The organism is Brevibacterium otitidis (assembly GCF_042429315.1).
GTDB classification, from domain to species: Bacteria; Actinomycetota; Actinomycetes; order Actinomycetales; family Brevibacteriaceae; genus Brevibacterium; species Brevibacterium otitidis.
In genome coordinates, this window is record NZ_JBHMAU010000066.1 from 66,808 (window position 1) to 85,657 (window position 18,850).

Annotated in this window: 18 protein-coding genes and 1 riboswitch; all 18 genes read right to left on the reverse strand. The window is 67.0% G+C overall.

Annotated features, from left to right (window positions below):
- Entirely contained in the window at positions 1–684 is a 684-nt protein-coding gene (locus ACFFN1_RS10100) for a TetR/AcrR family transcriptional regulator (RefSeq protein ID WP_376840604.1), read from the reverse strand.
- On the reverse strand, positions 677–2,245 hold the full coding sequence (locus tag ACFFN1_RS10105) for a class I adenylate-forming enzyme family protein (RefSeq protein ID WP_376840605.1): 1,569 nt from the start codon (positions 2,243–2,245) through the stop codon (positions 677–679). The genes ACFFN1_RS10100 and ACFFN1_RS10105 overlap by 8 nt, the downstream gene beginning before the upstream one ends.
- A 19-nt stretch (positions 2,246–2,264) precedes the next feature.
- On the reverse strand, positions 2,265–3,419 hold the full coding sequence (locus tag ACFFN1_RS10110; RefSeq protein ID WP_376840606.1) for a branched-chain amino acid ABC transporter permease: 1,155 nt from the start codon (positions 3,417–3,419) through the stop codon (positions 2,265–2,267).
- A complete protein-coding gene (locus tag ACFFN1_RS10115; RefSeq protein WP_376840607.1) occupies positions 3,416–4,291 on the reverse strand; it encodes a branched-chain amino acid ABC transporter permease in 876 nt (291 codons plus the stop codon). The genes ACFFN1_RS10110 and ACFFN1_RS10115 overlap by 4 nt, the downstream gene beginning before the upstream one ends.
- A complete protein-coding gene (locus tag ACFFN1_RS10120) occupies positions 4,288–5,004 on the reverse strand; it encodes an ABC transporter ATP-binding protein (RefSeq protein ID WP_376840608.1) in 717 nt (238 codons plus the stop codon). The genes ACFFN1_RS10115 and ACFFN1_RS10120 overlap by 4 nt, the downstream gene beginning before the upstream one ends.
- On the reverse strand, positions 5,001–5,762 hold the full coding sequence (locus ACFFN1_RS10125) for an ABC transporter ATP-binding protein (protein WP_376840609.1): 762 nt from the start codon (positions 5,760–5,762) through the stop codon (positions 5,001–5,003). The genes ACFFN1_RS10120 and ACFFN1_RS10125 overlap by 4 nt, the downstream gene beginning before the upstream one ends.
- A gap of 52 nt (positions 5,763–5,814) precedes the next feature.
- Entirely contained in the window at positions 5,815–6,993 is a 1,179-nt protein-coding gene (locus ACFFN1_RS10130; RefSeq protein WP_376840610.1) for a substrate-binding domain-containing protein, read from the reverse strand.
- Positions 6,994–7,211: 218 nt separating this feature from the next.
- On the reverse strand, positions 7,212–8,375 hold the full coding sequence (locus ACFFN1_RS10135; protein WP_376840611.1) for an extracellular catalytic domain type 1 short-chain-length polyhydroxyalkanoate depolymerase: 1,164 nt from the start codon (positions 8,373–8,375) through the stop codon (positions 7,212–7,214).
- A gap of 384 nt (positions 8,376–8,759) precedes the next feature.
- Entirely contained in the window at positions 8,760–9,428 is a 669-nt protein-coding gene (locus ACFFN1_RS10140; RefSeq protein ID WP_376840612.1) for a nicotinamide mononucleotide transporter family protein, read from the reverse strand.
- 105 nt (positions 9,429–9,533) lie between these two features.
- A riboswitch (FMN riboswitch) is annotated at positions 9,534–9,660 on the reverse strand.
- A 95-nt stretch (positions 9,661–9,755) separates the two neighbouring features.
- A complete protein-coding gene (gene rpe / locus ACFFN1_RS10145; protein WP_376840613.1) occupies positions 9,756–10,418 on the reverse strand; it encodes a ribulose-phosphate 3-epimerase in 663 nt (220 codons plus the stop codon).
- Between the two features lie 28 nt (positions 10,419–10,446).
- Positions 10,447–11,925 (reverse strand): RsmB/NOP family class I SAM-dependent RNA methyltransferase, encoded by a 1,479-nt coding sequence (locus ACFFN1_RS10150; protein ID WP_376840614.1) that lies wholly within the window; start codon positions 11,923–11,925, stop codon positions 10,447–10,449.
- A complete protein-coding gene (gene fmt, locus ACFFN1_RS10155; protein ID WP_376840615.1) occupies positions 11,918–12,862 on the reverse strand; it encodes a methionyl-tRNA formyltransferase in 945 nt (314 codons plus the stop codon). Before fmt ends, ACFFN1_RS10150 begins: the two co-directional genes overlap by 8 nt.
- A gap of 75 nt (positions 12,863–12,937) precedes the next feature.
- The gene (locus ACFFN1_RS10160) at positions 12,938–15,100 is read right to left on the reverse strand and encodes a primosomal protein N' family DNA-binding protein (RefSeq protein WP_376840616.1); all 2,163 of its coding nucleotides are present in this window, start codon (positions 15,098–15,100) and stop codon (positions 12,938–12,940) included.
- Between the two features lie 21 nt (positions 15,101–15,121).
- Positions 15,122–16,321: a methionine adenosyltransferase gene (metK, locus tag ACFFN1_RS10165; RefSeq protein WP_376840617.1), complete on the reverse strand. Its 1,200-nt coding sequence runs from the start codon at positions 16,319–16,321 to the stop codon at positions 15,122–15,124.
- 9 nt (positions 16,322–16,330) lie between these two features.
- Positions 16,331–17,608 (reverse strand): bifunctional phosphopantothenoylcysteine decarboxylase/phosphopantothenate--cysteine ligase CoaBC, encoded by a 1,278-nt coding sequence (gene coaBC / locus ACFFN1_RS10170; protein ID WP_376840618.1) that lies wholly within the window; start codon positions 17,606–17,608, stop codon positions 16,331–16,333.
- Complete coding sequence (gene rpoZ / locus ACFFN1_RS10175) at positions 17,605–17,946, reverse strand: DNA-directed RNA polymerase subunit omega (protein WP_376840619.1); 342 nt, start codon at positions 17,944–17,946, stop codon at positions 17,605–17,607. The genes coaBC and rpoZ overlap by 4 nt, the downstream gene beginning before the upstream one ends.
- A 10-nt stretch (positions 17,947–17,956) precedes the next feature.
- A complete protein-coding gene (gmk, locus tag ACFFN1_RS10180; RefSeq protein WP_376840620.1) occupies positions 17,957–18,532 on the reverse strand; it encodes a guanylate kinase in 576 nt (191 codons plus the stop codon).
- Positions 18,529–18,846: an integration host factor, actinobacterial type gene (gene mihF / locus ACFFN1_RS10185; RefSeq protein WP_376840621.1), complete on the reverse strand. Its 318-nt coding sequence runs from the start codon at positions 18,844–18,846 to the stop codon at positions 18,529–18,531. Before mihF ends, gmk begins: the two co-directional genes overlap by 4 nt.
- Between the last annotated feature and the right edge of the window lie 4 nt (positions 18,847–18,850).

An 18,850-nucleotide genomic window follows, 5' to 3' on the forward strand; every position in this document is an offset into this window, starting at 1 on the left:
TCATCTGCCGTCGCCCTGCTGTGGTGCGGTCAGTGCGTTGGAGATGAAGCGCATCATCCCGTCGAATACGGCGGGGTCGAGCTGTGCGGGAGCGTTGCCGTCTGGGTCGCGCTCCCACAGGATGTAGCGCATGCCGATGAGTTCGCCCATGCCCATGAGCGCCCAGGCCGCAACAGCCGGGTCGAGGTGCGGATCGATGTCTCCGCGCTGCTGGGCGTCGGTGAGCCCGGCTGTGTAGCCTTCGACGATGCGCTGGTAGTGGGTGTGCATGACCTCAGGTGAGACGAGCTCGGCTTCGCGGACCACGCGGTAGAGGGCGGGATGCTCTGCGGTGAAGCGGAAGAAGCCCTGGAAGCCGAGGCGTTCTGCCTCGACGCGGTCAGCGGCTCCAGCCATCGCCTCGCTCATCGACTGGCGCACGCGGCTGTTGAGATCGAGGACGAGGGCCTCGAAGACGGTCTTCTTGCTGTCGAAGTAGAGGTAGAAGGTGCCCAGTGCCACTCCGGCGCGCTCGGTCAGCTTGACGATCGAGGCTTCGTGGTAGCCGAGCTCAGCGAACACCTCTTCGGCGGCTTCGAGGATGCGGCGCCGGGTCGCTTCTCCGCGTTTCGTCAGGGGCCGTCCGGTGGCCAGCGACACCGGTGCCGCCTCTGCGTTGCTGACGACGTCACTCTTCTCAGGCATGTGTCTGTCCCTTCTGGCGGAGGCTTTCAACTGCTTTCTGTGCGCGCCGGCGCAGCCGGTGTCGCGCGATCTTCTCGATGGTGCTCTTGGGCAGTTCGTCGACGAACTCGACATGCACCGGGATTTTGAAGCCGGCCAGGCGCGTGCGCGCGAAGGCGAGCAGATCCTCGGCGCGAACCGGTTCTCGGGTCACGACGAAAGCCACTCCCCTCTCACCCCAGACCGGGTCGGGGGCGCTGACGACGACGGCCTCGTCGACGTGGTCGTGGGCGAGCAGCACCAGCTCCACCTCTGCTGGAGCGACATTCTCGCCGCCGGAAACGTAGATGTTCTTGATCCGGTCGACGACGCGGTGAATACCGGCATCATCCCGCTCGACGAGGTCGCCGGTGCGCAGCCAGCCGTCACTCATGGCTGCTGCGGTGGCCGCCTCGTCATCGAGATATCCGGTGAAGATGCTCGGCCCGCCCACCCACAGCTCGCCGGTCGCCGCGCCGTCGAGGACGTTGCCTGTGCTCGGGTCGACGAGCTGGACGTCGACGCTCGGGTACGGCCTGCCGACGGCGCCGGGATTGTCAGCGAGTTCGTCCGGTGGCAGGAAGAGCACGTTGGGACCGGCCTCGGTCAGACCGTAGCCCTGTGTCAGCTGCACGCCTCGCTGCGCCCAGGCCTGGGCGAGTTCGATGGGGATCGTCGCTCCGCCGACGACTGCCCGGCGCAGTGAGCTGAAATCCCGCGCTTCCGAACCGGGCACGTCGAGCAGCATCTGGTATTGCGTCGGCACGCCCATCATCGTCGTCACCTGCCGCTGTTCGATCAGCTGGAGAACCCGTTCGGGCTGGAAGGACCGTTCGAGCACGACGGTCGCGCCCTCCCGCCAGGCGAGGAGGGGCTGCACATTCCATGCTGCGACGTGGTGCTGCGGCAGCATCGACAGGACGACATCATCGCGGGTCATCGGCATCGCCTGAGCGAGTGCCTCGTTGTTGGCGCAGCAATTGGCGTGGCTGAGCACGACGCCCTTCGGGGCGGCTTCGCTGCCGGAGGTGTAGATCACCAGCAGCGGGTCCTCACCGCGGGCTGCGCGCATGGGCCTCGATCGGTGTGCTGCTGGGAGCCCGAGGTCGATGCCGGCTGCTGCGATGTCGATGTGCGGGGGCACGGCGGCGTGCGCGTCCCGCTGGTTCCACTGCCGGAGCGCTTCTTCGCCGAGGGACATGTGTTCGTCTTCGATGAGCACGAGGTCGGGTTCGCTGCGCCTCAGCAGCTCGCTGAGCTCCGCTGGGGTCAGGCGCCACGACAGCGGCATGAACACGGCACCGGCCAGCGCGCAGGCGAAGAAGGCCGCCACATGGTCGATGGAGTTTCCAGAGACAGTGCAGATACGCGAGCCGGCACCATACCCGGCGGTGCCGAGATGCTCGGCCAGCGCCTCGGCGCGGGCGCACAGGCTCGCGTAGTCGATGAGCACGCCTCGGTCGTCGATGGCGATGGCGCGCGGATCGGCGACTGCGCGCTGCTGCAGCCAGGTGCCGATCGTCTGGGCGCCCTCTGTCGTCATCGTCTCATCGCCGCGCGTCTCAGGGCCGGGTGTCTGCACCCGGGCCTGCCTGCTGGTCGGCAGCCTCTGCCTGGTCGAGAGCCGTCAGGCCGACTGCCGGGCCGGCAGAGCGGTGACGTGCACGAGCCCAGGCCTTGTCGATCGTACCTGCGATGCCGCCGGGGAGGAACATGACGACGAGGATGAACAGCGTTCCCAGCAGGAACAGCGGTTCGGACAGCGGCACGCGCAGCACATCGGGCAGCGCCTGGATGGCGTCTGTCTTCGCCAGCACCGTCAGACGCTGGTCGAGCAGTGTGTAGATGACACCGCCGGCGATTGCACCCCAGCGGAAGCCGACACCGCCGAGCACCACCATCACGAGGACGGTGATCGTCAGGTCCGCGGACACCGCCCGGGGGACGGTGCCCGACTGCAGCAGCAGATATCCCATGCCGGCCAGGCTTGCGAGCACTGCCGCAATGACGAAGACGATGACCTTCGCGGTGTACGGGCGCAGGCCGAGAACCTGGACGCGCTGTTCGTTCTCACGGGCGGCGCGCACCAGGTGGCCAAGCTGGCTCTTGTCCACCCACAGGCACACGAGGTACACGAAGACGAGCAGGGCCAGAAGCACCCAGTAGAGGTTGCGTGTGTTGGCAACGCCGACCAGGGCGTCGGGCACCTGCGCTGTTGCCAGGCTCAGTCCTTCTTCACCGCCGGTGACCTTCGAGTTCCGTCGCACCAGCACAGAGCCGGCCTGGGCGAACGCGAGGGTCACCATAGCGAACGGTACGCCGCCGATCCGGTTGGCGATCGATCCGGTCAGCAGGGCGATGACGAGCCCGCCGAGGAGTGCCACCGCGGTCGCTGGGATGAGGGGCATCTCGAGATACCGTAGCACCATGCCGAGCAGGTAGGCGCCGCCGCCGAATGACAGGGCGTGTCCGAAGGACAGCATTCCTGCGGTGCCGAGCAGCATGTTGTAGGACAGTGCGAGGGCAGCGAACACCATGCACAGCGACAGGAGTGCCAGGGTTCCCGGCATGTAGGTCGGGGTCGGGAGGATTCCCGGCAGGGAGATGTTGAGCAGCGGCAGCATCGCCATGAGTGCGATGAGGCCGATGCCGATGCCGATCGGAAAGAGTGCGCCGCGCTTGGCCGGCGACTGCGTGGGAGCTGATGTCTTGCTCATGCTTTCCTTCCGATCAGTCCTGACGGCCGCACCAGCAGCACGACAGCGAGGAGGATGACGACGATGAAGTCACCGGTGCCGGCGAGGTAGAAATTCGCGAACTGCTGCAGCACAGCGACGAGCACTGAGGCGATCGCCGCGCCGGCCAGCGAACCGAGTCCGCCGACGACAGTGACGATGAACGCGAAGATCAGCAGTGTCTGGCCGAGGTGGGCCGAGACGAACGTCATGTAGTGCATCGCCAGCACTCCGCCGATCCCGGCAGCCGCACCGCCGATGGTGAAGACGAGGGTGAAGGCCCTGCGGACGTCAATGCCGAGTGCTGTGACCATCGCACGGTTCTCCACACCGGCGCGGATGATCATGCCGTAGCGCGTCTTCTGCAGGAACAGCACCAGGAGGCCGAGGACGACACCGGCGGAGATGATGAGCAGCCAGTAGACGTTGGGCACGCGCGCACCGAGGACCTCAGTGGTCTGGCGCAGCCAGGCGGGGCCGGTGATGTTGATCGGGTCGCTGCCCCAGATCCCTTCGAACAGGGCGATGGCCGCAAACGACAGACCCACAGTCACGAGCACCTGTTCGATGTGGCGCTCATACAGCGGTTGGATGAGCAACAGCTCGGTCAGGGTTGCCACCAGCGCTCCCACAAGTGCGCCGACGAGGATCGAGACGAGCAGCGCGGTCCAGGTGCTGGCACCGAGTGCCTGGGCGGTCTGCCAGCCGATGAAGGCGGCGAGGGTGAGAAATGCGCCGTGTGCGAAGTTGAGCACGTGCATAAGGCCGTAGATGAGGCTCAAGCCCGAGGCGACGAGGAAGTACAGTGCGCCGAGTCCGATACCGGTGATGAGGGTGAGGATGACAGCGCTCATGCCGTGGCCTCCTCGTCGGCGTGGACGCCGAGCAGCTTCTGGGTCAGGGCTGCATCGTCGAGGATCTCCGCTGCCTTTCCGGTGTGCACCACGCGTCCGCCGGAGATGACGAAGGCGTCATCGGCGAGCTGCCGTACGACTTCGAGGTTCTGCTCCACGAGCAGGATGGGCACAGTCTTCGATGCCTCTGCGAGAGCATCAGCGACTTCTCCGACGATCTTGGGAGCAAGGCCCTTGGTGGGTTCATCGACGAGCAGGATCTTGTTGTCGTTGATGAGGGCGCGGGCGACCGAGACCATCTGCTGCTGACCGCCCGACAGGGTCCCGGCCTGCTGGTTCGCCCGCGCGATGAGGTCGGGAAACAGCTCAGCGACGAAATCGCGGCGCGGGTGCGCCTGGCGCTCGGCGAGGGCGAGGTTCTCTGCGACCGTCAGTGAGGCGAAGACCTCACGGTCTTCGGGCACGTAGCCGATGCCGCGCTGCACGATCTTGTGCGTCGGCAGCCGGCCGATGCTCTCCCCTGCCAGTCGCACCTCTCCGGTGCGGGCGATGAGGCCCATGATGCCGCGCAGCGTCGAAGTCTTGCCTGCGCCGTTGCGCCCGAGAACGGCGGTGATGCCGGTTGGCGGCACTGAGAAGGAGACATCTTCGACGACCTGCTGCCCGGCAATGCTGCACCGCAGGTTCGCTACTTCGAGAATCGGCTCGGTCATGCGGTCTTTCCTAGATATGCGCTCTGCACTGTCGGGTTGTCCATGATCTTCTGTGGGGTGTCGTAGGCGATGATGCTGCCGAAGTACATGACCGCAACCATGTCGACGAAGCCCAGGAGCACGTCGATGTGGTGTTCGACCATGAGCACCGTGCATGCCTTCTCCTGCTGCATCGTGCGAATGGTCTGCACGAGGCCTGCGACATCTCCGGACGCCACTCCGGCCATGGGCTCGTCGAGGAGCACGAGGCTTGCTTCGGCCACCAGCAGGACGGCGATCTCCAGCTTGCGCTTATCGCCATGGGCGATGTCTCCAGCCAGAGCGTGCGCCTTATGCGCAAGCCCGACGAGCTCGAGCGTCTCCATCGCCCGCTCAGTGGAGCGATCGTGAGCTCGGGGGAAGCGGAACAGCGAATAGCTTCCGCCGACCGAAACCTGTGCTGCAAGGCGCACATTCTCCAGCACGCTCAGACCCGGGAAATAGCTCGATGTCTGGAAGGTGCGGCCCAGCCCCGCCCGGGCCCGGGCGGGGACTGATGCCTTGGTGATGTCCTTGCCGTGCATCCGCACGATACCGGCAGTCGGCGTGATGAGGCCGGAGACCGCGTTGAAGAATGTGGTCTTGCCTGCACCATTGGGGCCGATGATCCCGACAATGGAGCCTTCCGGGACGTCCAGATCAACATCCTTGAGGATCGTCGCGCCACCGATCTGGAGTCCGAGGCCCTCAACGTGGAGAGCCGAGGCGGGTGTATCCATGAATCCAGCCCTCACTCTGCTCGCAGGATCGATCGACTGCCGATCTTCGAGATCACGGAGCGACCTCGTCGCCCGGGACGGTGTCGATGAGTTCGGGTTCGAACTCTCCGTCCTTCTCGACGAGCTTGACGTGGTACATGTCCTGGATCAGCGCGTGGTCTTCTGGACGCACGGTGTTCGAGCCCTTCGGGCCTTCGAAAGTGAAGCCCTCCAGCGCATCGATCATCGCAGGCACGTCGTTCTTGCCTTCCTTGATGGCCTCAACGATCATGATCGCTGCGTTGAAGCCGTCTGGCGTGAACAGGTCCGGCGTTCCGCCTGCCTCTTCGACGGCCTTGACCATGGTGTCGTTGATCTCGTTGTCGGGCGCGTCGGGGAAATAGTGGTTGAGGAAGCTGATGTCCTCGGAGGCTTCACCGTAGGCACCGAAGGTTGCGGCGTCACCGAGGCCGGTGACGACGGGAGCTGAATCGAAGATGCCCTGCTGGCTCATCGCCTGCCACATGGCACCAGAGGTGGCACCTGCCCACGCGACGAAGACCAGATCAGGTTCGGCGGCCACGACCTGCTTGGCAAACGGGGTGAATTCTGTGACGTCTTCAGCGACGAGGACGGAGTCGACCTCTGCTCCCTTTGCGCCGAGCACGTCCTCGACAGCCGTCACGTTGCCCTGGCCGAACGCATTGTCCTGGGCGTAGACCATGACCTTCTTGCCGTCGAGGTCATCGATGAAGGTGCCGGCGGTCGCCACGTCCTGCGCGCTCTGACGACCACTGCGGAACGTGTAGTCGTTGATGCCGGTGACGGGATCGCCTGCAGCCGGACCGGAGATGAAGAGCACCTCGTTCTGCGCAGCCTGTTCGGCGACCTTGAGTGCCACACCTGAGGAGGCGCTGCCGGCGAGGATCTTGACGTCCTGGCCGATGAGCTCCTTCGCGGAGGTCACTGCCTTGTCGGGATCTCCGGCATCATCGACGTATTCCACCTTGATTGCAGTGCCGTCGACTTCGCCGCTGCCGTCTGTCGCGTAGTCGAGTCCTGCCTTGAATCCGTCCAGGTACTGCTCGCCGTATCCGGCCAGTGGGCCGGTTTCGCTAGTCACGACACCGACAGTGACTTCCTCCGGGGCGTCTTCTCCCCCGCCGGATCCCGAGGCCGGCGCACACGCCGAGATTGCGGTGACTGCCCAGAGGGCCGTCACGCCAATGGTGAGTTTCTTCGGAACGCGCATGCGCTTGCCTTTCGTCTTCGGAAGGTGTTTATGAAACCTGGTTCAGGTATCACTCTAAAGGTAGTTCTGATTGTGACCCGGGTCAAGGACTAACGGTGATTTGTGCCACAAATGTGTAGCACGGCTCAGCGGTCACGGCAGTCACGCCCACGCGGGGCTGCGGAGTGTGTGAGCCGCGCTCCTGACTGGAGCGCGGCTCACACGACAAGGGATGGCCGTCAGTCTGCGCAGTCGCTGACGAGTGCGTAGGATTCAGCAGACTGGCGCTCCAGGCTCGTGACCGTCGCATCGCCTTGGCCCATATAGGCCCGGGTTCCGATCGCGTAGTAGGGATTGTGAGGATCCGCTCCGTAGGACACGGCACGGCCCGCGGCCTGGTGCTCGGCGTTGCTGACGGTCACGCATTCACCCACCGGATCGGGATCCGGTTGAGGGCCGGGGTCCGGTGATGGGCTCGGGTCACCCCCGGGTGGCGCGTCTTCACGTTCGATCCGGCGATTGTTCTCGAAGAAGAATGACGTGAGATACGCCGGGTAGTCGATGCTGTTGGAGGAGATGTAGGTGCCTCCTGCCCCGGTTCCAGCCGGCCAGGCGTGACCCAGACCGGTATTGCTGATGACCGACACCCGCGGACCTGAGTCGTCGGAGTACTGGACCCCAGTGCCATTGGTGTTCTGACCGGCGAGTTCTGACAGGCTGAACCCCGCTTGGGTGCCGGCTCCGTAGAGTTCGGCCATGATCGCGCCGTTGAGGCGACCGTATCCCTGCGCGACGGTGTAGTCCGCACTGCCGTAGACCACGGATGTCAGCTGTGTGCCGAAGGATGCCTCCGCGTCGCCGGCAAAGGAGGTGCACGTGGCCGCGCCCTGCGCCTGGGAGACAGCAACCCGGCCGATCTGCAGTGAGGTCGTGCCGACCGTCGGGCCGGCGCTGATGCCGATGCCTGCGAACACGTCCGGGGCGAGGCAGCCCATCACCATCGCCTGGCCGGCTCCTGAGGAGAGGCCGGAGATGTAGACCTGGTTGGCGTCGATCGCAAGGTCCGCATCGCCTTTGAGTTCGGCGACGAGATCGAGGAGATTGTCGTCGTGCCTGCTCGGGGAGGTCCGGGAGTGACCGGAGTCGTAGTAGTCCCAGCACCCCATGATGACTCCGCCATCGGGGGCGTCGGGCAGGGCGACGATCATGCCATGCGCTTCAGCGGATGCAGCCCAGTTGCCGTGCTCCTGGAGGTCGGCGCTGCTCTGTGCACATCCGTGGAGGTTGACCATGAGCGCCCTGCCGGTCCCGGCGGCGTGCTCACTGGTGGGGACGTAGAGCCGAACGTTCATGCCGGCAATCGTGGCCGTTGACCAGGTCCCGGCTTTCGCGTCGGTACTCACGCCAGTCACCTCCCTATTCGCACTCTGTGATTCTGAAACGGCATCGGAAGGATGTGCAGCTGAGGCCGGTGGTGCTAGGCCGATGAGCCCGGCGGCTGAAACGCTGAGCAGTGTCAGCACGGCCGCCGCTCTCCTCGGCCGACGTTGCGATGACTGCAGTTCGGATGTGGTCGTCATTGACTCTCCCAATCAGGTGTGGAGAGGGCTCAGGTATGGCACCTCCCCCAGCCTGCTGGGCGCATCATCCGCTTAGCGGATGCAGAAAGGACTGCATGACACCTGCAGACTGTGTCTGAGAACACAGTAACGTGAAAGGCGATTCAGGTCTATAGGACTTTTGATGTAGGCGGCCCGGCACGATGCCGCCCGGGCCGCCAACGGCATTCAGTTGTCGGCGGAGTGTCCGGCGATCGTCTGGGCGGGTTCGGCCGGCGACGCGATCGTCTGGCGGGACTTCTTGGCCCAGTCGATGATGCCGATGATCACCATGACGAGGAAGAAGAGGTAGACGGCGCCGGAGAACAGCAGTCCGCCCATGATCGCCAGCGGAATGCCGACGAGGTCGACCGCCAGCCACACGAACCAGAACTCGACGATCGCCCGGCCCTGAGCATACATCGCCGCGAGCGAGCCGATGAAGATATAGGCGTCCGGGTATGGGTTCCACGACCAGTCGTTGACGGCGAGGATCCAGCCGAATCCCGCGGTTCCCGCTGCCAGTGCGGCGATGAGGACGAGACGTTCCTTCCACGTCGCCCAGCGCACGCTGATCTCACCGGTCTGCTGCTGAGAGCGCTTCCACTGGCTCCAGCCCCAGATCGCGGCGGCGATGATGACGACCTGGCGGGCGGCATTGCCGCCGAGTCCGGCAGACACGCTGGCAGAGAACAGGAAGATCGAGCCGGTGATCTGCACCGGCCAGGAGAAGATGTTGCGGCGCAGGGCGAGGAAGACGGTCGCCAGGGCGCAGATGTTGCCGATGACATCGGACCACGGAACGGGCTTGCCCATGAGTTCGAAGACGGGGGCGTTGAGCCACGAGAAGATGTCCACTGCTGTTCCGAAACCTTTCATTTCAGGCTCCGGGATTGCGACGCGTGAATAGCGCGTGACGCCGCGCAGGTCACCGACGGGTCGCCCCATCGGCTGCGCAGACGCAGACGTGCTTCCTCCCATCCGGACTTTCACCGTCGGTACTGGAATCCCACCAGTTCAGCCCCGCCATGGACGGGGGTCGCGGACTTTCACCGCCGGCTCGGACTTTCACCGACCCCGGAGCACGTACTCCTAGCCGAACTATAGGCTCAGCTTCAGCAGCGCAGCAAATCCGTCTCACCAGCACATTCAGTGCCGGCGAGGGTCAGTCGCGGGCGGCGAGGGTCAGTCGCGGGCGGCGAGGGCGAGTTCGCGCAGCTCCTCGATCGCGGCGGTGCGGTCCTCGGCGCTGTAGACCGCAGAGCCGGCCACTAGCACATTCGCTCCGGCCTCCACCGCCCGGGCGACGGTCCGGGCGGAGACGCCGCCGTCGACCTGCAGCTGGACGTCAAGTCCGGAGTCCTCGATCGCCTGCCGGGTGCGGGTGACCTTCGGCAGGCACACATCGAGGAAGGACTGGCCGCCGAACCCGGGTTCGACCGTCATGATGAGGACCTGGTCGAACTCCGGCAGCAGGTCGATGAACGGTTCGATCGGCGTGGCCGGGCGGATCGCGAGCGAGGCCTTGGCGCCCAGCGCCCGGATCTCACGGGCCAGCCGGACAGGAGCGGCGGAGGCCTCGACATGGAAGCTCACCGAGGCGCAGCCCATCTCGGCATAGACCGGAGCGTGCCGGTCGGCCTGTTCGATCATGAGGTGGGCGTCGATGGGGATCGGCGAAACCTCGCGGATCCGGTCGACCACCGGCGGGCCGAAGGTGAGGTTCGGGACGAAATGGTTGTCCATGACGTCGACATGGGCCATATCGGCCGCCGCGATCGATTCGAGTTCCTCGGACAGGCGGGAGAAGTCGCAGGACAGGATGCTGGGATGAATGCGAATGCTCACCCTTCAAGCATAGGGGCTCCGCCGGCTCTCAGCTGCCGCGGCGCAGCAGCGCCAGGAACATCCCATCGGTGCCATGGGCGTGCGGCCACAGCTGCACGGCCCGCCCGCCGCCGATCTGCGCGGAGGCGAACCGGCTCGCCGGTGCACCGGTGACCGCGGCCATGACAGCGGCCGCGTCGAGGACGTCCGCATCCGCGCCCGAGGTGGCGAGCACCTCGGCGACGATATCGATCGTCTCTGCGTGGTGCGGTGAGCAGGTGGTGTAGGCGACCACTCCCCCAGGTGCCGCCAGCGTGAGGGCGTGGGTGAGCAATTCGCGCTGGACCGGCTGGAGCGCTGCGATGTCGTCGGCGCTGCGCCGCCACCGGGCCTCCGGGCGGCGGCGCAGCGCACCCAGTCCGGTGCACGGCACATCGGCGAGCACCCGGGCATAGCGGCCGAGGTGTTCGCCGTCCAGGGTGCGGCCGTCGGTGCTGAGGACGGTGATATCCGTGTCGATGGCGCGCACGGAGTCGCGGACGAGTGCGGCACGGTGGGCGGAGACATCGCAGGCGACGACCGAGGTGCCGGAGACCGCAGCGGCAGCGGCGAGGATTGCGGTCTTGCCGCCGGGCCCGGCGCACAGATCGAGGACTGGGCCCGGCTGAGTCGCGGTGCCGTTGAGGGCCAGTGCGACAAGCTGGGAGCCTTCGTCCTGCACCCGGGCGGTGCCGGCCTGCACCTCGGGCAGGGCGTACGGGTCACCGGAGCTGAGCTCGACACCCAGCGGCGAGAGCTCGGTCAGCTCACCGCGGCCCTCAGCCATCGCCTCGCGGTCGGCCAGGCCCGGCAGGGCGGTGAGGCAGACCCGGGCCGGGGCGTTGTCGGCTTCGAGCAGGGCGGTGACTTCGGCGGCGTCGCGTCCGTGGGCGGTGAGCGAGTCGCGCAGGGCGGTGACGATCCAGGCGGGGTGGGAGTGGCTGAGGCCAAGGCGCTCGTCCTCGCTCGCATCGGCGGTGACGATCTGCAGCCAGGTGTCGCGGTCGCGTTCGCTGATCCGGCGCATGACGGCGTTGACGAATCCGGCGGCCTTCATGTGCTTGGTCGCACGCATGAGTCCGACGGTCTCGTTCACGGCGGCATGGGCTGCGGTCCGCATGCCCAGCAGCTGGTGGGCACCCATGCGCAGCGCATTGCGGGCAGGAACGTCGAGGTCGTCGACGGGGCGTTTGGCGGCGCGGGCGATGATCGCATCGTAGAGGCCGCGTCCGCGCAGCGTGCCGTAGGTGAGTTCGGTTGCCAGGCCGGCATCGGCGGTGCTCAGCGCTGCGCGGCTGAGCCGCGGCGGCAGCAGCAGATTGGCATAGGCGTCGTCTTCGTCGACGGCGATGAGCACTTCGAAGGCGATGCGCCGGCCGGGGTTGAGGCGGCTGCGGCGCTGCCGGCCCCGACCCTGTGCGTTCCGGCCCTGTGGGCTCCGACGCTGCGGTCCACCGGAGCGCGGCCGGCTGCTGTGGGGATCAGCCATCGGCTCGCTCCGCGCTGGTGTCGAAGGCGGCCTGGCCGCGGCCGCGGAGGAAGTCGGCGGCGTTCATCATCGGCTTGCCGAAGGGCTGGATGCGGTCCACGGTCACGGCCCCATCTGCGGTGCCGATGAGCACGGAGTCGTCCGGCCCGGCGGCGAGCCGGCCGGGCCGCTGCCAGGCGGGACTGTCCGCTGCCGAGGCGGGGGCGAGTCCGGCGAGCTTCGTCCGCTTACCGTCCATGAGGGCCCACGGTCCGGGAGCTGGGGTGACGCCGTTGGCGCGGGCGACGATGGCAGCACTCGGGCTGGTGAAGTCGAGTTCGGCTTCAGCAGGGGTGATCTTCTCAGCATGGCTCACCTCGCCCTGCTGAGGTGTCAGCTCGGCGGTGCCGGCAGCGAGCTCGTCGAAGGCGGATACGAGCAGTGCGGCGCCGATGCGCGCATAGGAGTCGAGCACCTCACCGGCTGGTGCTGATGGCAGGTCGAGCTGCTGCTGGGCGAGCACCGGGCCGGTGTCCATGCCGGTGTCGATGCGGAAGACGGTGAGGCCCGAGGTGGTCTGTCCGCTCATGAGCGCCCGCTGCACCGGGGCTGCGCCGCGCCACTGCGGCAGCAGGGAGAAGTGCAGGTTGTACCAGCCGTGTGCGCTGATCGACAGGGCGCGCGGGCCGGCGATCGCGCCGTAGGCGACAACGGCGACAGCATCGGGGTTGAGGGCAGCGAGCTCGTCGAGGATCTCACCGCGCAGCCGTTCGGCTTCGAGCACGGGCACGCCGGCGGCGATTGCGCGCTCCTTCACCGGGCTGGGTGTCAGCACGCGTTTACGGCCGACGGGCGCATCGGGGCGGGTAAGCACCGCGATGACCTCGTGCTCGGAGGCGAGCAGCGCCTCGAGTGCCGGAACGGCGACAGCGGGGGTTCCTGCGAAGATGATTCTCACCCGGCCAGTCTAACGACCGTGCCACCGGCATGTGCTCAGTCCTACCGCTGCCCACTGGCCCGGCTGTGAGCCGGGTCAGAGCACATCGGGGTCGTCGACGCGGGCGAAGACGGACTCTTCGCGGCGCATCGAGCGGGCTGCGATCTCGGCGGCGATGCGGCGGGTGACAGCGCTGCCAGAGGCGATCGTCGTGCCGATGATCCGCTCATAGGGCTCCTCATGAGCGAAGATGTCCCAGACCTCTCCCGCCTCGGAGGCGGCAGCGACCACCTCGGCGACGGCACGGCGCTCGCCGCGCAGCCCGATTGTGCGCACAGCAGGCGGGAAGCGCAGCTCGCTGCGCGCCTCATACTGCTCATCAGCCCAGGTGACAGGGGCGAAGTCGGTGATGACCTGGCGGATCGAGGGGTCGTCGTCCATGAGCAGGATGCGTCCGCCGTGCTGCCAGCTGCGCACGAGGCAGGCGGCGCGCATGCGGCGGGCGATGGCACGGTCGGTGGCCTGCAGGCCGGGGCCGGGCCACAGCGAGTCGAGCAGCAGCGCGAGGGCGTATCCGTTGTCGGCATAGGGCTCCGCTCCGGTTGTGGCCACGATGATGCTCGGTTCATCGGGCACCCGGTCGATGATGTGGCTGCCTCCGGAGCGGATGACCTTGACGCCGGGGAATGCGCGACCGAGCTCTTCGAAGGTGCGGTCGATTCCGGCGACGACGGATCGGATGGCGTGGCTGGAGCACTGCGGGCAGGTGAAGGTCTCTGCACGGAACCCGCAGGTGCGGCAGGCGAAGGGCCCGGTCTGGGAGGCCGCTTCGAGCTTGCCGGCGCATTGGGGGCATTCGATGACTGCGCGGCAGCCGGCGCAGGCGATGACCGGCAGGTAGCCAGCGCGCGGGACTTGGACGAGCACGGGCCCCACCGCCGGGCTCTGCTTGGTCCGGCCGAGGGCGGCTTGGGCGAGCTGAAAGCCGAGTTCGGGCAGCCGCTGGCGCTGCTGTGGGGGCAGGTCATCCGGCGGCAGCTGGCACAAAGGCGTGCGCTGCCGGTGGACGGCCGGCGGATAGCTGATCTCTCCCATCCAGCCGATGCGCACGAGCCGTTGGATCTCGACGGTGCGGTTGTAGTCGAGGAACAGGGCGGCAGCGCCGGTGTGCTGGATCCGGCTGAGCAGCACCTGGCGGGCGTGCGGGTACGGTGCGTGCTGGTCGAGGTAGTTCTCGTCACCGTCGTCGAGGCAGATGATGAGCCGGATGTCATCGGCCGGGGCGAAGGCCGCCGCGCGGGTGCCGATGATGAGGCGGCCGGTCCCCTGCAGGGCGCGCACCCAGGCCGACCAGCGCGCTGATTGGCCCTGGTCGGCCGACAGGCGGATCGCCAGGGGTGTGAGGTCGCCGAGCGCGGCTTCGAGTGCGGCGAGTTCGCGGTGATCCGGCACGAGCCACAGCACTGAGCTTCCCGTGCGCAGCACTCGCGCGGCTGCGCGCAGACCGCAGTGGATCCAGCCGGTGCCTGGCAGTGAACCGGGCAGCAGTGCCATCGCCGCCCGCGGCCCCGATGCGGGCGCCGCCGTCTCCGCCGGCTCCGCCGCGTCATCTGGCTCCGCCTGACCGTCTGACTCCGCTGCGGGAACTGACTCTGGCGCGTCCCCTGACTCCGCCGCGTTATCGTGGCCGGATCGTGCCAGCCACTCGACGATGGCAGTGAGATACGCGGCGAAGGCTGGAGGCTCATCGGGGTGGGAGCTGAGCTCATCGCAGATCTGGCGCCGCTCCACCGCCCCCAACGGCTCAGGCTCAGCTTGGCGGGCGCGCTTCTCTGCCGTCGCGTGCCGAGGCGGGATCGCCAGGCGCAGCACATCGGGCAGAGTGCCGGCGTAGCGGTCGGCGATCTCCTCGCACAGCTGCCGCAGACCGGGGGTGAGGACGACGAGGTCGGAGACGATCCGCTCGATCGCCGTCAGCTCACCCACATGGTCGGTCGTGTCCTTGCGGGCGATGATGAACCCGGAGATGAGGCGTCCGGCGAAGCGCACGCGCACGCGCACGCCCAGCTGGGCGGCTGCGTCATCGGCTTCCGTGACCGCGTAGTCGAAGGGCCGGGCCAGGTGGGGCAGCTGGGTCTCGACGAGCACCTCGGCCACCGGCAGCTGCGCGGCTGGGGTCTTGCCGCCGCGCACACGGATGCCGGTGTCGAGACTGTCATCATCACCGTCGTCGCTGATGAGCCGCGGTTGCTGACTCATGGTCGGGATCCCCTGAACGGGTCAGGAGCACAGGCGGCGCAGATCCTCTGCGCGGTCCGTGCGCTCCCACGTGAAGTTCTCGCCGCTGCGCCCGAAGTGTCCGTGGGTGGCGGTCGCGGTGTAGATCGGACGCTTGAGGTCGAGGCTGCGGATGATCATGGACGGACGCAGGTCGAACACCTCGCGCACGGCGGCTTCGATGCGCTGCGGATCGACGGTCTCCGTGCCGAAGGTCTCGACATAGAGACCGACTGGCCATGCGGAGCCGATCGCATAGGCGACCTGGGCCTCGCAGCGGCGGGCCAGTCCGGCGGCGACGACGTTCTTCGCCACCCAGCGCATCGCATAGGCGCCCGACCGGTCGACCTTCGAGGGGTCCTTGCCGGAGAAGGCGCCGCCGCCGTGTCGAGCGAATCCGCCGTAGGTGTCGACGATGATCTTGCGGCCGGTCAGCCCGGCATCACCCATCGGCCCACCGACGACGAAGGGACCGGCAGGGTTGATGTAGAACTTGGTGTCGCCGGTGTCGAGGGAGAAGTCGGCGAGCACCGGGTCGACGACCTCACGCTTGATCTCGGTCTCCAGCTGGTGCTGTCCGATCGCCGCATCGTGCTGGGTCGAGACGACGAGCGCCTCGACGGTGCGAGCGGTGTCCCCGTCGTAGCCGATCGTCACCTGGGTCTTGCCGTCGGGCCGCAGGTAGTCCAGCCGTCCGGACTTGCGCACCCGGCTCAGCTGCTCGCTCAGCCGGTGCGCAAGATGGATCGGCAGCGGCATGAGGGCGTCGGTGGAATCATCTGCGTAGCCGAACATGAGGCCCTGGTCGCCGGCACCCAGCAGGGAGTCAGCGTCGTCGAGCTCACTGCCGCTGCGGTGTTCGAGCGAAGTGGTGACGGCATCGGCGATGTTCTGGGACTGTGCGCCGATCGACACCGACACGCCGCAGGAGTGGCCGTCGAAGCCCTTCTCCGAGGAGTCGTAGCCGATGTCGGTGATGATCTTCCGCGCGATGCCGGCGACATCGGCGTAGCCGTCGGTGGAGACCTCACCTGCGACGTGGACGAGACCGGTCGTCACCATCGTCTCAACAGCGACGCGCGCATCGGGGTCCTGCCGCAGCAGTTCGTCGAGCACCCCATCGCTGATCTGATCGCAGATCTTGTCAGGATGCCCCTCGGTGACGGACTCGGACGTGAATTGACGAAGATGTTGTGTGCTCACACAGCCATCCTAACGATTCGCACGGACAGCGACAGCTGCCATGACTTCCCGTGACACATTCTCCTTCGCCCCTGCCGCGCGCAGAACTTCGCGCACGACAGCGCTCTCACCAGGGGCTTCACTGCGGGCATCGACATCGGCGAGACGTTCGTAGACGACGAGGCTGGTGTCGTCGCGGTCGAAGGCCTGCCCACCGGAGACATCGTTGAGCACGAGCATGTCGCAGCCTTTGCGCAGCAGCTTCTGCTGGGCGAGCTCCTCGGGGGTGGCGTCCGGTGAACCGGTTTCGGCAGCGAAGCCGACGATCGTCTGCCCGGACGGGCGGGTGATGACGAGGCCGGCGAGGATATCGGGGTTCTGCACGAGTTCGAGCGTCATGCCCGCATCCCCGGACTTCTTCATCTTGTGCTCAGCGCGTGCCGCCGGGCGGTAGTCGGAGACCGCAGCGCACATGATGACGATATCGGCATCCGGCTGGGCGGCCTGGCAGGCTTCCTGCAGCTCGGCCGTTGTCTCGACCCTGGTGAGGGTGATCGTCTCGCCGAGCCCATCGGTCAGCCGTGCTTCGACATTTGCGGCGATGAGGGTGACATCAGCGCCGAGGGCCGCTGCGGCCCGGGCCAGCGCGACCCCCTGCTTGCCGGAGGACCGGTTGCCGAGGAACCGCACGGGATCGAGGGGCTCACGGGTCCCGCCTGCGGAGATGAGGACGCGGCGGCCGGCGAGCACCGCCTCGGGCGCGGCAGCCGGGCCCGAGGTGTGGGTCCGGTGCGCCTCCAGCGCGGCGGTGACGATCTCCTCGGGTTCGGGTAACCGGCCGGGGCCGGAGTCCGCTCCGGTGAGTCGGCCGGTGGCCGGTTCGATGATGTGCATCCCGCGTTCGCGCAGCACCGCGACGTTCTCGACCGTGGCGGGGTTGAGCCACATCTCGGTGTGCATCGCCGGGGCCACGACGACCGGGGCGGTCGTCGTGATGACGGTCGCGGCAAGCAGGTCATCGGCACGGCCGGCGCGCAGCCTGGCGATGACGTCAGCGGTGGCGGGAGCGATGAGCACAAGATCGGCGTCCTGGCCGATCCGCACATGCTCGACTTCGTCGACGCGGTCGAACACCGTCGTCTGCACCGGCTGTCCGCTCAGCGCCTCCCAGGTGGCGGCGCCGACGAAGTTGAGGGAGGTGGCGGTGGGCACGACCTTGACGCTGTGCCCCTGTTCGCGCAGGGCGCGGACGACATGGCAGACCTTGTATGCCGCGATGCCTCCGCTGACCCCGACGACGATGTTCACTGCTCGGTGGGGGTGTCGAAGCTCAGATCGATGTCGGGGGTCTCAGCCGTGTCGAACTCATCAGCGACCGGCGGGGCGAAGTCCTCTTCGCGTGGCTCGCGGATGAGGATCTTGCCGTCGTTGACCTCGCGCAGCGCGATGGACAGCGGCTTCTCGTTCGGCTCCGGGGTGACGAGCGGACCGACGTTTTCGAGCAGGCCTTCCTGGAGCTGCGCGTAATAGGCATTGATCTGCCGGGCGCGACGGGCGGCTTCGATGACGAGCTCGTACTTCGACTCCGTCACCGCCAGCAGGTCGTCGATCGGCGGATTGGTGATACCTTTCGGTTCAGCGGACACTCAAACTCCATCAGTTGTCGGGGGTGTTGTCGACTGACAACCCCATCAATGCTACTAGTTCCTCGGCTGCTTCTGAAATGTCGTGGTTGATGACGGTGTGGTCGAACTCCGTCTCAGCAGCGAGTTCCTCTTTGGCGGTCTCCAGTCGGCGGGCCTGTTCTTCTGCCGATTCGGTGCCGCGGCCGATGAGCCGGCGGACGAGCTCATCCCAGCTGGGCGGGCCGAGGAACACGAAGCGCGCCTCCGGCATCGTCTCCTTGACCTGGCGTGCGCCCTGCAGGTCGATCTCCAGCAGCGGGTGGCACCCGGCTTCGAGTGCTTCGCGCACCGGTTGGGCCGGGGTGCCGTAGCGGTAGCGGCCGTGGACGGTGGCGTATTCGAGGAGCTCACCGTCGTCGATCATGCGGTCGAACTCCTCTTCGCTGACGAAGAAGTAGTCGATGCCCTCGCGCTCACCCTTTCGCGGCGGTCGGGTGGTGGCGGAGACGGAGAACCAGATCTGTGGGAAGTTCCTGCGGATGTGTGCGCCGACGGTGCCTTTGCCGACGGCAGTGGGTCCGGCCAGAACGGTCAGTCGTTGACTCACGCTGTTTCGAATCTCTCCAGGAGTGCAGCCTTCTGATGGACGCCGAGGCCTTTGAGGCGTCGGGATTCTGCGATGCCGATCTGCTTCATGAGCGCAGAGGCTCGGCGCTTGCCCACCCCGGGCATCGAGCGGAGCAGATCATGGACCTTCATCTTCGACAGTGCTTCATCGCCTGCGGCCTCCTTGAGCACAGTCGCCAGACTCTTCGCGCCCGATTTGAGCGCGGCCTTCGCATCAGCTCGAGCCTGCCGGGCTCTGAACGCCTTGTCGAGTGCTGCAGATCGCTGTTCCGGGGTCAAAGGTTGGAGAGCCACGTCT